This window comes from Sphingobacterium paramultivorum (assembly GCF_014109745.1).
Classification (GTDB): Bacteria; Bacteroidota; Bacteroidia; order Sphingobacteriales; family Sphingobacteriaceae; genus Sphingobacterium; species Sphingobacterium paramultivorum.
The window spans coordinates 6073313-6088740 of record NZ_CP058555.1 but is presented as its reverse complement, the minus strand read 5'-3'; the positions used below and the strand labels follow the sequence as shown (position 1 = coordinate 6088740).

The window sequence follows — 15428 nt, the reverse complement described above, 5'->3', positions numbered from 1 at the left end:
ATTTTTCACAGGCCTACAATCAAAAACTAAGCCACCAGTACGATTATAACGCAAATGTAACAAAGGAATTCCAATGATATTATCCTCCCTAATTTTAATTTCAGAAAAAATGCGCTAAATTAGCCCTCTGAATATTTTCATAAAATAGATATATGAAAACCACGTTTGATTTTGAAAAGCCAATTGCAGACTTGCAATTGCAAATTGAAAAGGTAACTCAAGTTGCCGAAAAAACTCAAGTTGACATGAGCGCAACCGTTCGTGAGCTTGAAGAAAAGCTTGCTTCTACTGAAAAAGAAATATACGGCAATTTAACAGGCTGGCAGAACGTTCAAATGTCACGCCATCCGGATCGCCCTCAGACTTATGATTATATAGAAGCGATCTGCGACGAATTTATCGAGTTGCATGGTGATAGAACCGTTAAGGATGATAAAGCGATCGTCGGTGGTATGGCTTCTATTGATGGTAATGCCGTTATGATCATCGGTCATCAAAAAGGTAAAAACACCAAAGAGCGTCAATTCCACAACTTTGGAATGGCCAACCCTGAAGGCTACCGAAAAGCCCTACGTTTAATGAAAATGGCGGAAAAGTTCAATAAACCTGTGATCACGTTAATTGATACGATGGGTGCTTATCCAGGACTTGAAGCTGAAGAACGCGGACAGGGTGAAGCGATTGCACGTAACCTCATGGAGATGGCTGTATTGAAAGTTCCGATCATTTGCGTTGTTATTGGTGAGGGAGCTTCAGGTGGAGCTTTGGGTATTGGTGTTGGAAACAGAGTCTACATGATGGAACATACCTGGTATTCGGTCATATCACCTGAATCTTGTTCTTCTATCCTATGGAGAAGCTGGGATCATAAAGAAAAAGCCGCTGAGGCATTAAAATTGACTTCAGAAGACATGTTGGGTAACGGCTTGATTGATGGTATTATCCCTGAACCGCTAGGTGGTGCTCACCAAGATCCTGCGGCAGCAGCGGCTAATCTAAAAAGCCAGCTGTTGAAAGATCTTGCTGAATTGACAGCTAAAGATAGCGATACATTAGTTACTGAAAGAATTGATAAGTTTAGTAAAATGGGAGTGGTAACTGAATAATGTTATCAATACGACCCCACAGAATAAAAAAGTCAGCAATTAGCTGACTTTTTTTTATGGCTATCCTGCATTAAAAATACGCCCACTCGTTCCAAGAAACAGCCTCCATACGAACCAATCCTATCCGCAAGTTTCCTAAAAGGCTTTTTTAACAAAAAATAATTCAGTAATTTTTAAATAGTTACAACTTTAATCAACAAAAAAGACAAAAACATTTTGCACAAATAACTTATTTTTCTACCTTTGCATCACTTTCAAAAACAGAAAGGATTCCGTAGCTCAGCTGGTAGAGCAATACACTTTTAATGTATGGGTCCTGGGTTCGAATCCCAGCGGGATCACAAAAGAAAAGCTAATCTTACGATTAGCTTTTTTTGCTTTAGCAGTATTTGAACCCGAAAGAAGTGTCGCCAGGGTTCGATCGGAACAAATTAGGATCAAATAGGGACGAAAGTAGGTCTTATTACAGTGTTTGTTCAGTTCTCGTTCAGTGGCTCAATGATAGTTCAGTATAAACTGAATAATGACTGGACTAATTACTGTCTAAAAATTGATCTTCTCAAGACTCAGAAATAGGCCGGGTAAAGCAACATCACAGTGATCGAATCAATATTGCTCATACAAAAAGACCTCAATACATCGATCAGCGAGACCTCTAGCACTGCAAGGCCCTCCAAGAAGGTACCGTTAGTAAAAGAATAGAAAAGCCAGAATTTCCTTGAAATAATAATCATTAGCCTTAAGTGAATGTTTCATCATTAGGCTGGGTATATGATTAACTTGGTTATTTGATCGCTATGGAGCTGATCACCTTAGCCACAATGGCTTCGTAATCATTATCAAAATGGTGCCCTCCAGGCAAAATTTCTACAGGTGCTCCTGTATTTCTAAACTTCGCTGCAATCTCGCTATCTTCCCCGAAACCAAAAATACACAGTTTGTGCAGACTTACTTTTTTCAACTCCGCTACTACATCATAAGGTTCACTACGATCACCTAAACTCAGCATATCCGCCACATGGATCTCAAAATCGGCCTGGTCATCTGGCGATAACAAAACCAATCCAGTGGTCGCTTTTCTCAACTTCTCGGGAAGGCGGTTGGCGATAAAGGGTATCACACAGGCGCCAAAAGAATAACCCATTATCGAAAAAGTGATATTAGGTTCCCTTTCCTGAAAATAGGTCAAGATCTCGGACACTTCCTTTGTCGTCTGTTCTGGTGTCTTTGCATTCCAAAAATATTTCTGTGCATCCAAGCCAATCACTTTGATCCCCTTTGTCGCAAAAGCACTGGCCAACCCCCTGTCGAAACTGGTCCAACCACCATCGCCAGAAATCATAAACATCAATTCCCTTGTAGAGCTCTTGGGTTCCAGTATCTCAATGGGCATATCCGTTTTGAGTACGCCTGTATTTTGGCTAGGCTGGCCCGCCACCTGCAACTTCTGAAAAGCCATCCGGAACTGGGGCAGCCAATTATCGGCAATGGAGAAACCATGCCCTACTTTAGGCAAGCTGACCAATTGGACATTTTCTATCCCTTTAAGAAAATCTGCTGTGGCATTAAAGGGGCAGGTCTGATCTTTTACACCATTAAGTACCCAAAACGGAGCGGCCAACTTTTCGCTACGATCCAGATAATAACTTTTTCCGGGCTTTAAGATATGGGAAGATAATCCGCTGCCCTTACAGAGTGGTTTAGCAATATTGATATCTGGACAGAAACCTAAGGCAATCCCACCACGAAAGGTACCTGCCGGAGCCTGGGCAATCAAGCCATAGATCAGGGTTGCCCCATAGGAGTAACCTACCAATATGGGTTTCTGATAGCTTTCAAACTGATATTTCTTTTGGAGGGCCATGCTGAGCTGCTCGAAATCTGCAGCAGGATAATAACAATCCTTTTTTGAACGTGCCATTGAGGTAGCAAAATGCTTCGCGTCGATACCGGCGACGAGCGCCCCCTGTGCAGCTAGAAATTTAGCCATATTAATTACCCCAAACTGCCAACCCCCATCTCCAGAAACAAATAACACCAAGGCATTTGGTTTACCTTTCGGCGCGTACATGCTCAGCTTGCCGAAACTTCCATAGGAGAAAGTCTGTTGGGCGATGGCACATTGCGAAAACAACATGATAAAGAAATATAAAATAAGAGATGATCTTTTAGCGGTTTGATCCATGGCAATCCTTCGATAGCGGTTAATATTTACTAGTGTAATTTAATAAAATGCGAATGGATTATGAAAGATATTTCTACGGTATTTTACCTTAAGAGCTATCTGAGCACATAGCACCAACCTAGATCATATAGGCGATCTACCTGGCCGAAATGTATTTAGCTGTAGCGTTTTGAACGGTTCTCGATTCCGCAAGACAGATGCTCACTAAGCTCAATACAAATTATTCGGGCAGCAATATTACTTCCAAAAACTTCACCATTTCTGCCCCCGCTATAGTATGGGCACTTAATTCAATCACTTGCTTGCCTTTTGGCAATACCACCGTACCCAATTCAAGTTGATTGTCATGCAAACTGACAGAAGACGACGGATCTATTGTAAAATCAATCTTCTTCCCCCCTAAATTTAAGCCGAGCTTCCCTCCCGTACCTGCAACATCTTTCACATACCGTATAGCCACCTTGAAGCGTCCGCCATTTAACACATTCGTTTCCCATCTCAAACCCTGACTTAAACTAGCCCAACCCGTCACATAGTAGCGATTCCTTTTACCATCCCCAAACTTCATCGGACTACCTATCTGTTTTGCATAAAAGGTCAGTAGCCGATTTTTATTGATATTATGATCCACATACATTAAATCAGGATTTATTGGATTAGTTATCGTATCCTTCAATTGCACCACCACAACCAGGTCATCATCCTGAGACGTTATTTGATCTATAGGAATATGCAGTCCATCTTTGTCGGACCTATATTTTCTGATCGTTTCTCCCGACAATAACGAAACAGAATTAACCTTAGCAATCAGTCCACCGACAATCAGATCATTCCGTAGAGGGCGTTCGAAAACGTGTAAATACAGGGTATTTTTACGTTGGGTAATGACTCCCCACGGCTGACGAGGCAAACGAGATGGTCCAACATCAATGACACTTCCACTACTCCCCCGCATCCAGTAACCTAAGCCCTTTAAAATAGCGACATCAGCGCTGTCGATGCTTCCGTCACCCTTGGGGCCAATATTCATTAGAATATTCCCACCCATGGCCCTAGCCTTCGCTAAGAGTTTGATAAAATGAGCGGTCGGTTTATGGCTCTTATCGGTCGACGAATAGCCATAGGATTCATTTGTAGTTGGTATGGCCTCCCAATAAGCGCCAGAAGCAACTGGATAATACTCCTCAGGTCGATCTGCCGTATTCAGATAATCGCCATAATTCTTTTCCTCGGTACGCGCCAATCGACCATTGACTATGATATTCGGATCTGCTGTTCGAATAGCCTTTAAAATTCTCAGGTTTTCAGATAGCGGCAACTTATGAGGTGTATCAAACCACAACAAATCCGGATGATAGCGCTGAATAAGTTCCTCAATCTGTGGAATCGCCTTTTGATCTACATAATGCCTGGCCTTTGTCAACCATTCGGGATGTTTGTCAAACCAATTTGTACCACCCAACAATTTATCCCCACCTGGATTACTGTAATCCCAGTCATTACCCGGAGCATCCGGATGCTCCCAATCAAAAGCATGCGAGTAATAGAATCCAAACAAAAGCCCATGTTTATGGCAGGCTGCTGCTAATTCCGCCAATGGGTCCCTTTTAAATGCGGTGCTTGACAATGAATAGTCACTTGAAAATGCAGAAGGGTACATCGCAAAGCCATCATGATGCTTAGCCGTGATGATAAAATATCTCATCCCTGCATTTTTTGCCAACAATACCCATTCCTCTGCATCAAACTTTAAAGGATTAAATCTACGTGCAGAATCAAGATACTCACTACGTGGGATTTTCATCACACGCATCAGATGCTCCGCATAGCCCCCTCCCGGCCTCCCCTTCCAAATATTTCCATATTGAGAATAAACACCCCAATGAACAAACATACCAAATGAGGCTACCTTCCATTTTTCTAGGCGTTGTTCACGAGTTAATGCAGCTTGTTTCCACCAACCAGTTTCTGCTTCAACAATCGCATTTTTATCACGTGCTGTCGCATCATTAAACATATTTGAAGCCTCATTGCCCTCATTTACATTTTTAATCTGTGCGCTCGAAAACAATATTCCCGAAGAAAGCATAAGAAGAAAAAAATACTTGATTTTAAACATAACTTTGGTTTTATGAAGATGGCAAATCCAACCTGAAGGATTTCAGGCAGACACCCTTTCTAAATTTATTGAATTATCGTTCCTGGCGACCTAATGGAAGGAATACAGGATCGATTTTAACTATAATCAAAAATAATCTAAAACTACATTTTATTAGTGTACAATTCGTTCGTTTTAGGGGAAATATTGATCCGAGTCCCCCAAAAAAGAAAACCTATTCTTTAATAGGATGTTTATATCGTATATACATCTTAAAATAAATAAACAGTGATCTAAGCGATAGATTGCTCCATGGTCACCAAAAGATCTTTTAAATATTTTTAACATAATCAGATACAAGCTATCTGTATTTATTGAATATTTGTCTAAAACTTTAAATTAATATGGAAAAACTAACCGCCAAAGCCAGCATCCAAATTCAGAAACCAATCAACGAAGTTTTTGAGGCTATTGTAGATCCTAATAAAATGAATCACTATTTTATAAAATCTTCAACTGGACGTCTAGAGACAGATAAAACGGTAGAATGGACATTTCCAGAATTTCCCGACAGTTTTCCCGTGACAGGAAAAACCATCAGCCCCAATTCTCATATCTCTTTTGACTGGAGTGGAGGACTTCCCAATCAACTGGTAGAAATTGCACTATCCACATTCGGAGAAAACGCGACGGTCATAAAGATTACAGAACACGAGATGAACAACGATGCAGATGGGATTCTAATTATGATGCGACAAACAGAAGGTTGGGCCAACTTTTTAGCGTGTATGAAAGCGTATCTAGAATATGATATCAATCTGAGAACTGGAGCTTTCGATTTTATGTTCCAAAAATAGTGCTATCGAAAAATAGCTGCTCATCGAATTGCTTCAAATACAATACATTCAATTAAGGTTATCCGAATATCCGGCAAAGACTTCAACTATACATGGCAAAAAATAAAACTGCATATACCGAAGCATCTGTCCAAGACTTTATAAAAACAGTTGACGACCCACAAAAACAAATCGATAGTGCAACACTGATACAGCTTATGGAAACCACAACGGGTGAGCCGGCTAAAATGTACGGACCAACTATCATCGGATTTGGAAACTATCATTATACCTATGCAAGTGGGCATGAAGGCTATGCTCCATTGATCGGATTTAGCCCCCGAAAATCAGCAATCTCCCTTTATGTATTTACCGGCGCCGATGAGCACCGACATTTGGTCGATCAGCTAGGGAAATTCAAAATAGGCAAAGCTTGCATATACATCAAGAAATTAAGCGACATCAATATAGAGATACTCCATCAGCTTATGTCCGAAACGATACAGTTTATTGAAAATAAGTATACGAGAATCAAAGAATAACACAAATTATGGGAACGAGCATCGCAACAATAGACGAATATATCAATCAATTTGAAGAGGAGAAAAAAGAATATCTGATCAAGGTGAGACAGCTTATTGCTGGCCTAGTCCCTCCTTCTGCAGATGAAACGATCTCTTATCAAATGCCGACCTTCAGATACAAGGGTAATATCATCCATTTTGCGATGAACAAAAACCATTTGGGCCTCTATCCAGGACCCGCTGCTATCGAGTACTTCGCTACAGAACTCAAAAATTTTAAAACCACAAAAGGTGCGATACAAATCCCCTTGGATCAACCGATTCCAACACAAATAATTACCGATATTGTCAATTTTAATATTGATAAGCTTAAAGACAAACAAGGTCCTAATTGGTACCAAAGCCGAGGGAACTGGCAGGAGGCCGAAGAACTCATGCAGCAAATCATCCTGCGAACTTCCTTAAAAAAGGAATTCAAATGGGGGAGTTATATCTATACTCATAAAGGAAAAAATGTCATCGGTTGGGGCGGCTTTAAAAATTTCTTTTCCCTCTGGTTTTATAATGGTGTATTCTTAGCAGATCAGGATAAACATCTCATCAGTGCCTCCGAAGGAAAAACGAAAGCATTACGACAATGGCGCTTTGAAGACGTTATGGATATGGATGTCGAAAAAATAGCCGCCTATATCCAAGAATCCATCCAAACCATTGACGAGGGAAAAGAGCTCAAACCAACTAAATCTCCAACGAAGCCTCCCACCGGTCTATTATTAGAAGCGCTACAGGCAGATCCGATCTTCGGGGAAAGTTTCCGGGCTTTAACACCAGGAAAACAGAAAGAATACATCGAGTATATCGATGAGGCCAAGCAAGAAAAAACGAAACAATCCCGTCTTGAAAAAATTAAGCCGTTGGTCCTCGCTAAAAAGGGCTTGAACGACAAATACAAATAGGTGAACGCTAAAACAAAAAGAAAATGATGAATAATTCAATTATCCCATCCATTTGGTTCGATCAAAACGCGCAGGAAGCCTTTGATCTTTACTGTCGCATCTTCCCCGAAAGCCATATTAGCAATAGCTCTCCCATCGTTGTTGAAGCTGTCCTAAACGGTGTAAAATTTATTGGAATAAATGGAGGTCCCATATTCAAACCCAACCCATCCATATCTTTTATGGCCATTTGCGAAAGCAAAGAGGAAATTGATCGTATCTGGAATTCACTTTCTGCGGGCGGCAATACCTTAATGCCACTAAACTCCTACCCTTGGAGCCCTTACTACGGCTGGCTGGCCGACAAGTTTGGCGTCAATTGGCAATTATACCTCGGTAAAAGGAGCGATACCAACCAGCAGGCAATTGTACCAACCTTAATGTATTGCGGAGAGCAACAGGGAAATTGCGAACAAGCTTTAGCTTTTTATGCGGAATTATTTCATGATTTTCGAAGCAATGGGATCATGAAATACACAGAAGGTGAATATATCGGATCAATCCAACATACCCAATTTTTAGTCCGGGATTTTACGCTCATGGCAATGGATAGCGGAGTTCCTCAAACTTTCACGTTTAACGAAGGTATTTCACTCACCATCCTCTGTAAAGATCAGCAGGAAATTGATTATTTCTGGAATAATATCACGAAGAAAGGTAAAGAGAGCATGTGTGGCTGGTGTAAAGACGAATTCGGCGTAAGCTGGCAGATTGTACCCGAACAAATTGCAACATTACTACAGCGACCGGGGGCAAATGAAGCGCTCATGAAAATGAAAAAAATTATTATCCAGGAGCTCATAGGATAATTTCAAGAGGGACCTCAAGCTGAGGATAAGAGCTATGTAAAATAGTATTAAGAAAAGGGGATGAATAATCCCCTTTTAAACTTTCACTTGCAATGCCAATGCGTACAATTTCATTTGCTTAATCATGGATAGCAAGCCATTTGCCCTTGTCGGTGACAAATGTTCTTTTAACCCTATTTTATCTACAAAATATAAATCGGCATCAACGATCTCCTTGGCGCTATGTCCAGATAGCACTTTGACCATTAAACTCACCAAGCCTTTTGTGATAATCGCATCGCTATCTGCCGTAAAATACACTTTTCCATCTTTTATTTCCGGGAAAAGCCATACCTTGGACTGACATCCTTTGATGATATATTCATCTGTTTTGTATTGTTCATCAATTAGAGGCACTTCTTTTCCCAGCTGGATGATGTACTCATATTTTTCCATCCAATCCGTAAAGAAAGCAAAATCCTCAATTAATTCATCCTGTATTTCATTAATGGTCATACCTATTTTTTATTAAATCAACATATTGACCGCGCGTTGGATACCGGCGACCAAAATATCTATTTCCTCTTTTGTATTATATACCGCTAAAGAAGCACGAATAGTTCCCGGGATACCGAACCTATCCATGACAGGTTGGGCACAATGGTGGCCTGTACGCACAGCGATTCCTAATTTATCCAAGATCACACCAACGTCATAAGGATGAGTACCGTCAATTACAAATGAAATAACGGAACATTTCTTCTCGGCCGTTCCAATAAACCGCATGCCTGGGATTTCAGCCAACTTCTCCGTAGCGTACTGCAACAAATCATGTTCGTAAGCCTCGATATTTTCCAGACCTATTGAATTGATATAATCTATAGCCTCGTTCAAACAGATACCGGCCTCAATATTGGGCGTACCGGCCTCAAATTTAAAGGGCAGTTCGTTATAGGTCGTTTTTTCAAAAGTAACTTCTTTAATCATATCTCCACCACCTTGATAAGGCGGCATCGCGTTCAATAAATCCTCTTTACCGTATAACACCCCAACTCCAGTAGGGCCGTACATTTTATGTCCGGAGAATACCAGAAAATCTACATCAAGCTTTTGAACATCAATCTGTATATGTTGAATCGCCTGCGCAGCATCAACTAACACAACAGCACCATGTCGGTGAGCAATTGAAATCATATCACTCACAGGATTGATTGTCCCAAGGGAGTTTGAAACATAGGTTACAGCAACTAATTTGGTTTTCTCATTAAACAAATTGCTGTAGGCATCCATATCAAGCTCACCTTTATCGTTCATCGGAATGACCCGAATTTTACAGCCCTTTTCATCACAAAGCATCTGCCAAGGCACAATATTAGAATGGTGTTCCATCGCTGAGATAATAATCTCATCACCTTCATGGATAAAAGCTCTGCCATAACAAGTTGCAATCAGATTAATTCCATCTGTTGTTCCTTTGGTGATAATGATTTCCTTATCTTCAGCGGCATTGATGAAAGCCTGAACTTTTTTCCGAGTCACCTCAAAAGCGTCCGTCGATATCTGACTAAGATAATGTACGCCACGATGCACATTACTATTCATATCTGTATAATAATGTACAATCGAATCGATAACAGAACTCGGCTTCTGTGTTGTCGCGCCGTTATCCAAATAAACCAATGGTTTACCATTTACTTCTCTCTTGAGAATCGGAAAATCGGCACGTATTTTATCTATATTAAATTTTTCCAACGTCGTCTAAATAATTTATACAAAGTTAATAGTATTTTATCGAATACGGGCTGGCCAATCTGTTTTTTATGTCATTATCAATGTCGGTTTTCGAAGGTGTCCTCAGCCAAAAAAGGATTTTTTGGCATTTTAAACAATTATAGTTAGCTTTTATAATTTATTGATGCTATTTAGTTACCTTTGTAATGATATGCAAGAATTACCTCTAAATTTACCAGAAGGCTCACGTAAAGAAGTGATGGCCTATTTGGAACCGTTCATGCTCAATGAGATGAGCGAATACCTGAAGCCTGTTGAAGAAATGTGGCAACCTGCCGATTTTCTTCCAGATTCTTCTAGGGACAGTTTTTTTGAGGAAGTAAAAGAGTTGCAGGAAAGTGCAAAAGAACTCTCTTATGATTTGGTCGCAGTATTAGTTGGAGACACCATCACCGAAGAGGCCCTTCCAACGTACGAATCATGGTTGACCATGGTAGAAGACGTTGACAAAAACGAGCAAGGTGGATGGATGAAATGGGTACGCGCTTGGACGGCTGAAGAAAACCGCCACGGTGATCTGTTGAACAAATACCTTTATTTGTCGGGTAGAATAGACATGCGTCAATTTGAAATGTCTACGCAATATCTTATTCAAGACGGTTTTGATATCGGTACTGGTGCAGACCCTTACCGGAATTTTATTTATACTTCATTTCAGGAATTGGCAACCAACGTTTCCCACCGTCGTGTATCTGGGCTTTCCAAAAAAAGCGGTGATAAACTTTTGGCAAAAATGTGTGGTGTCATCGCATCTGATGAAGCACGCCATGCCAAAGCCTATATGTCTTTTATTTCAAAAGCAATCACAGTAGACGCGAGTGAAGTCATGATTGCATTTGAGGATATGATGCGTAAAAAAATCGTTATGCCAGCCCAGTTCTTAAGAGAAGCAGGCGAGCCCCAAGGAGAAGCGTTTGCACATTTCTCAGACGCGGCCCAACGATTGGGAGTATATACTGCTTTGGACTACGTGGATATCTTAAAAGAGCTGAATAGTGAGTGGAAAATAGATCAAGTTACCGGCCTGAATGATAAAGGTGAGAAAGCGAGAGATTATCTACTGAAACTACCAGATCGTTTGGCTAGACTGGCTGATCGGATGAAGGTTCCAGAAAAAGATTATAAATTCAAATGGATTTATTGATATAAAAAAAAGCTTGATTTAATAATCAAGCTTTTTTTATGTTGAAAGAATAACTTTACTGTGTCAAAATTATTAACGCTTATTTCACGTTACCCATCAATTTACGCACAACGGGCGACAAGGCTATAAGCACCACACCAGCAATCAAAGAATATAAGCCTAATTGTTTATAACTCTCCGTATAAGTCACCAATTTATCCGCCAATGAACTTCCTTCCTTAGCTTCGGCCATACTAGCACCGATCAAACCTGCTACATATTGACCATAAGCACTCGCCAAGAACCACATTCCCATCATGATACCTTGTAATCTCGCCGGAGACAATTTCGTCATAATGGAAAGACCAATTGGTGATAGACAAAGCTCCCCAACGGTAATCACAAGCAGCGCAAGGGTAAAGACATCCAATGAGGTCATACCGTCGTGAGCGAATAAACGCGTAGCAAATAGAACATAATAACCTAATCCCAAGAAAACAAAACCAAGACCAAACTTAATAATGGTATTTGGCTCAAGTTTACGTTTGCCCAGCCAAATCCAAAAAAGGCCAAAAAGAGGTGCTAATGCAATAATAAATAATGCTCCACCTGAATTGTTAACACCATTTGGATCGAGCGTCATAACGCCCAATAAAGAATCATTCAAATGCTTAGCAGCAAAGATGCTTAAGGAACCGCCACTTTGCTCATATATTCCCCAAAAAATAATCGAGAAAAGAATAAACACCAGGGCTGCAATTAATTTCTTCCGCTCTTCAGCAGTCACTTTAGACATTTCATAGAAAAGATACAACAGCGTCAATGGGCCAATTGTGTACATAAAATAGTCTGTATACTGCGTTTTTGACACCATGATCTGAATAATAGGGATAAAAATCAACGTGGCAATATATACAGCATATTCTACCCATTTCGGTAATGCCTTCGTCTTTACTATGGCCTCAGGATCCCCTGGTTGAAGTCCTATTGGTCCTAAATGCCTTTTGGTAAAGTGAAAATTCACTAAACTAACCAACATTCCTACCGCCGCCAAACCAAAAGCGACATTCCAACGATGTCCCTCAGAAATAATTGACGTCAACATATATCCTTTACCGATCGCAACACAGATATATCCACCTAAGAATGCACCTAAATTTATTCCCGCATAAAACAACGAAAAACCACCATCACGACGAACATCACCTTTTTTATACAGCTCGCCTACCATCGTTGATATGTTGGGTTTAAAAAAACCGGTACCTATAATGATAAATGATAAACCAAAAAAGAAATACTTATGCGGATCTGCTGCAAGAAATAAGCTCCCTACGATCATCAATAAGCCACCCCAGAATAAAGACTTTCTAAAACCAAGAATTTTGTCTGCAAACAGCCCACCTATGAATGTAAACGCATAAACAAATGCCTGTGTCGCTCCATACTGTAAATTGGCATCCTTTTCAGCAAAGTTTAGTTGTGTGATCATAAAGAACACCAACATACCGCGCATACCATAGAAACAGAATCTTTCCCACATCTCGGAAAAAAACAAACTCCAGATTTGCTTTGGGTACTTTCCGTCAAAATTTTGAATCTCTTCTAGCGATTCCCTTGTACTAACCTCCATACTAATTTATATTAATCAAAAAAGCTTCTTTCGTAAAAGAAGCTTATATATTTGTTATTTAATTCCGTGCATCAATCGTTTAATCAATGGATTAAACAGCATTACCAACAGGCCTGCTAAGGCAGGAATTGCTGTAAATAAGAAGAAGAAGTAACTCAAGGAGTGTTCCTCTTGAATTGTTTCCACTTGTCCTCCCAATACCGCTGCAACCTTCTGTGCAATAGCAATCGCCAAATACCAGATTCCAAACATAAATGCAAGCATGCGAGCCGGTACCAATTTCGATACGTAAGAGAGGCCTACCGGTGAAATAAATAATTCACCCAATGTATGGAACAAATAGGTCAGCACCAAAAATACCATCGAGATTTTAGCACCCTGACTTATTCCTATTGATCCTAATCCAATAATGAAAAATCCTATCGCAACCAAGATCAGACCAAAGCCATATTTAAAGGCTGCTGATGGATTATACTTCGACTCCCAAATTTTGGATACCGAAGAGGCTAGTGCAATAATAAAAAATGAGTTTAAGATAGAGAACCAAGAAACTTTGATTTCTGATGCTTCTTTATTGAACTCATTGTACAACATCCAGATTACTGCTCCCCAAATCAACCCAAAACAGATAAACAATACGATATTTGAAATGGCAATTTTGTCCCAGGTTACTTTTGCCAATTTAATCAGAACCCAAGAGATAATCGAAAGCGGTACAATCGTCAATAAACCATTTACCACATTAAAGGTTGTCAATGCAGCACCAGTAAGTGATCTATCAATATTATCTCTAGCCACAAGAACTAATGAAGTTGCCCCCTGCTCAAAGCTCATAAAAAAGAAGACCAAGAAAAAAGCCAACAGCACAACTGCGAACATCCGATCCCTTACAACCTTATCATAACGCATAATCCGTGTAACAATAAGATATATGAAGAGAATTAACGCCACAATGACCATTATATACTGCCCTCTTAGAAACGGCGTATCCAAACGAGAAAATACATCAACAATACCATTCTTAGATAAAGGGTCATTAAAAGCGTATACAAAACCAATAATAGAAACTATCGCTATCAATACATAATCACGTATGGTAAATGGATTTCTTGTATCCGTATCCTCAGCGATAACTTTATGCTCCCCAGAGGTGGACTTATTTAAAACACCAAGATTTCCCATGAGTGGTTTTGCGAAAACAAACTGCAGTGTTCCCAAAAGCATAAAGATACCAGCCAAACCGAATCCCCAATGCCAGCCGTAAGTTTCGGCAATATATCCGCATAGCATCATACCAAAGAAAGCGCCGGCATTGACCCCCATATAGAATATGGTATAAGCTCCGTCCTTTTTTTCTGGCAGATCTTTATATATTTCACCTAAGATAGATGGCATGTTAGGCTTGAAGAAACCCGTTCCGATAACTAGACACACTAAACCAAGGAAAAACATAATCGAAGTATCAAAGGCCATGGCAGCATGGCCAAGCGTCATAATCGCCGAACCGATAATCACAGCTTTACGTGATCCAATATATTTATCCGCTATAATCCCTCCTATAATAGGAGTTAAATAGAGCATCATGGCATAGGTCCCATAAAGTGCTCCAGCTTGTTGTGCAGTCCAGGACCATCCCGAGAAAGGACTACCTTGAATAACTGCAGCAGTTAAAAACTGCATTAAGAGTACACGCATCCCGTAGAACGAAAAACGTTCCCACATTTCAGTAAAGAAAAGGACAAAGAGCCCTGAACGCTGTCCCAATACATTTGACTTAAAAAAATCAGTCGACGGGCTAGTCGCAATATCCCCGTTTAATCTCCCCATAAATAATCAACCTTTATTTTTTGATAAAATACTTACAAAGAAACAAAAACAAAATCACTTTTGACCAAAATAAAGTTGCATAAACAAAAAAAGGCAACCCTTTGGATTGCCTTTTCGGTAACAATTTTAATATGCCTTATCTTTTGTGCAATTGCTCATAAAGGTCAATAACCTTTTTCTGCAATTCAATTACTTCGCTATCGCGTAGTTGTAATTTTTGCGTCAAAGCATTCACCTCATTTACATACTCTTTGTCTTCTTCAGAATCAGAAGTAGATAAAAGTTGAACAACTGTCAAATTGAATAATTTTGAGATTTGATTCAGGCGAGACAAATTCACATCTGTAATCCCTGTTTCAATTTTAGAAAATGCTGGGATTGAGATATCCAATCGTTTTGCAACATCCTCTTGACTCCACCCCTTTTGGTGTCTAAGTAATCTGATTTTTTTTCCTAATGCATTCATCTGGTAGATATTTTAAACAAAAATAATAAATTATAATTTAATTTACATTAAATTATAAT

General features: G+C 39.8%; 13 protein-coding genes and 1 tRNA gene. 7 read left to right on the top strand and 7 right to left on the bottom strand.

Features of this window, described 5'->3' with window-relative positions:
• Window positions 1-152: 152 nt before the first annotated feature.
• A complete protein-coding gene (locus HS960_RS25270) occupies window positions 153-1106 on the top strand; it encodes an acetyl-CoA carboxylase carboxyltransferase subunit alpha (RefSeq protein WP_153844744.1) in 954 nt (317 codons plus the stop codon).
• A 268-nt stretch (window positions 1107-1374) separates the two neighbouring features.
• A tRNA-Lys gene (locus tag HS960_RS25265) sits at window positions 1375-1447 on the top strand.
• Window positions 1448-1890: 443 nt separating this feature from the next.
• Here the strand turns inward: HS960_RS25265 and HS960_RS25260 are convergent.
• Window positions 1891-3243 (bottom strand): AcvB/VirJ family lysyl-phosphatidylglycerol hydrolase, encoded by a 1353-nt coding sequence (locus HS960_RS25260; RefSeq protein WP_159731283.1) that lies wholly within the window; start codon window positions 3241-3243, stop codon window positions 1891-1893.
• A gap of 268 nt (window positions 3244-3511) precedes the next feature.
• Window positions 3512-5410, bottom strand: coding sequence for an alpha-L-fucosidase (locus tag HS960_RS25255; RefSeq protein ID WP_159731281.1), 1899 nt, complete (start codon window positions 5408-5410; stop codon window positions 3512-3514).
• Window positions 5411-5793: 383 nt separating this feature from the next.
• Between HS960_RS25255 and HS960_RS25250 the strand changes: the two genes are divergently transcribed.
• The 4 genes from HS960_RS25250 (at window position 5794) to HS960_RS25230 (ending at window position 8553) form a co-directional block, all read left to right on the top strand.
• Window positions 5794-6246: an SRPBCC domain-containing protein gene (locus tag HS960_RS25250; protein WP_159731279.1), complete on the top strand. Its 453-nt coding sequence runs from the start codon at window positions 5794-5796 to the stop codon at window positions 6244-6246.
• Between the two features lie 92 nt (window positions 6247-6338).
• Window positions 6339-6767, top strand: a complete 429-nt coding sequence (locus HS960_RS25245; RefSeq protein ID WP_088162799.1) for a DUF1801 domain-containing protein — start codon at window positions 6339-6341, stop codon at window positions 6765-6767.
• A gap of 8 nt (window positions 6768-6775) precedes the next feature.
• The gene (locus HS960_RS26830; RefSeq protein ID WP_202883715.1) at window positions 6776-7705 is read left to right on the top strand and encodes a DUF1801 domain-containing protein; all 930 of its coding nucleotides are present in this window, start codon (window positions 6776-6778) and stop codon (window positions 7703-7705) included.
• A gap of 23 nt (window positions 7706-7728) precedes the next feature.
• Window positions 7729-8553, top strand: coding sequence for a VOC family protein (locus tag HS960_RS25230; RefSeq protein WP_159731277.1), 825 nt, complete (start codon window positions 7729-7731; stop codon window positions 8551-8553).
• 75 nt (window positions 8554-8628) lie between these two features.
• Here HS960_RS25230 and HS960_RS25225 read toward each other — a convergent pair whose 3' ends face one another.
• Both HS960_RS25225 and HS960_RS25220 read right to left on the bottom strand, forming a co-directional pair.
• Window positions 8629-9048, bottom strand: a complete 420-nt coding sequence (locus HS960_RS25225; protein WP_153844750.1) for a SufE family protein — start codon at window positions 9046-9048, stop codon at window positions 8629-8631.
• A gap of 12 nt (window positions 9049-9060) precedes the next feature.
• Window positions 9061-10284 carry a cysteine desulfurase gene (locus HS960_RS25220; RefSeq protein ID WP_182330796.1) on the bottom strand — a complete coding sequence of 408 codons (1224 nt, stop codon included), beginning with the start codon at window positions 10282-10284 and terminating at the stop codon, window positions 9061-9063.
• 190 nt (window positions 10285-10474) lie between these two features.
• On the opposite strand from HS960_RS25220, the gene HS960_RS25215 reads away from it, so the two are divergent.
• A complete protein-coding gene (locus HS960_RS25215) occupies window positions 10475-11467 on the top strand; it encodes an acyl-ACP desaturase (protein ID WP_159731273.1) in 993 nt (330 codons plus the stop codon).
• Between the two features lie 79 nt (window positions 11468-11546).
• Here the strand turns inward: HS960_RS25215 and HS960_RS25210 are convergent, their stop codons facing one another.
• From HS960_RS25210 to HS960_RS25200, 3 genes are all read right to left on the bottom strand, one after another.
• Window positions 11547-13076: a peptide MFS transporter gene (locus HS960_RS25210; RefSeq protein ID WP_115046804.1), complete on the bottom strand. Its 1530-nt coding sequence runs from the start codon at window positions 13074-13076 to the stop codon at window positions 11547-11549.
• A gap of 54 nt (window positions 13077-13130) precedes the next feature.
• Entirely contained in the window at window positions 13131-14903 is a 1773-nt protein-coding gene (locus HS960_RS25205) for a peptide MFS transporter (protein WP_182330795.1), read from the bottom strand.
• Between the two features lie 136 nt (window positions 14904-15039).
• Window positions 15040-15369: a helix-turn-helix domain-containing protein gene (locus HS960_RS25200; RefSeq protein ID WP_153844754.1), complete on the bottom strand. Its 330-nt coding sequence runs from the start codon at window positions 15367-15369 to the stop codon at window positions 15040-15042.
• Window positions 15370-15428 lie beyond the last annotated feature (59 nt).

What these genes read in the sequence shown, in the direction of transcription:
- HS960_RS25270 (WP_153844744.1), top strand. Translation starts at nt 153, where the DNA reads ATGAAAACCACGTTTGATTTTGAAAAGCCAATTGCAGACTTGCAATTG.
- HS960_RS25260 (WP_159731283.1), bottom strand. Translation starts at nt 3,243, where the DNA reads ATGTTGTTTTCGCAATGTGCCATCGCCCAACAGACTTTCTCCTATGGA.
- HS960_RS25255 (WP_159731281.1), bottom strand. Translation starts at nt 5,410, where the DNA reads ATGTTTAAAATCAAGTATTTTTTTCTTCTTATGCTTTCTTCGGGAATA.
- HS960_RS25250 (WP_159731279.1), top strand. Translation starts at nt 5,794, where the DNA reads ATGGAAAAACTAACCGCCAAAGCCAGCATCCAAATTCAGAAACCAATC.
- HS960_RS25245 (WP_088162799.1), top strand. Translation starts at nt 6,339, where the DNA reads ATGGCAAAAAATAAAACTGCATATACCGAAGCATCTGTCCAAGACTTT.
- HS960_RS26830 (WP_202883715.1), top strand. Translation starts at nt 6,776, where the DNA reads ATGGGAACGAGCATCGCAACAATAGACGAATATATCAATCAATTTGAA.
- HS960_RS25230 (WP_159731277.1), top strand. Translation starts at nt 7,729, where the DNA reads ATGATGAATAATTCAATTATCCCATCCATTTGGTTCGATCAAAACGCG.
- HS960_RS25225 (WP_153844750.1), bottom strand. Translation starts at nt 9,048, where the DNA reads ATGACCATTAATGAAATACAGGATGAATTAATTGAGGATTTTGCTTTC.
- HS960_RS25215 (WP_159731273.1), top strand. Translation starts at nt 10,475, where the DNA reads ATGCAAGAATTACCTCTAAATTTACCAGAAGGCTCACGTAAAGAAGTG.
- HS960_RS25210 (WP_115046804.1), bottom strand. Translation starts at nt 13,076, where the DNA reads ATGGAGGTTAGTACAAGGGAATCGCTAGAAGAGATTCAAAATTTTGAC.
- HS960_RS25205 (WP_182330795.1), bottom strand. Translation starts at nt 14,903, where the DNA reads ATGGGGAGATTAAACGGGGATATTGCGACTAGCCCGTCGACTGATTTT.
- HS960_RS25200 (WP_153844754.1), bottom strand. Translation starts at nt 15,369, where the DNA reads ATGAATGCATTAGGAAAAAAAATCAGATTACTTAGACACCAAAAGGGG.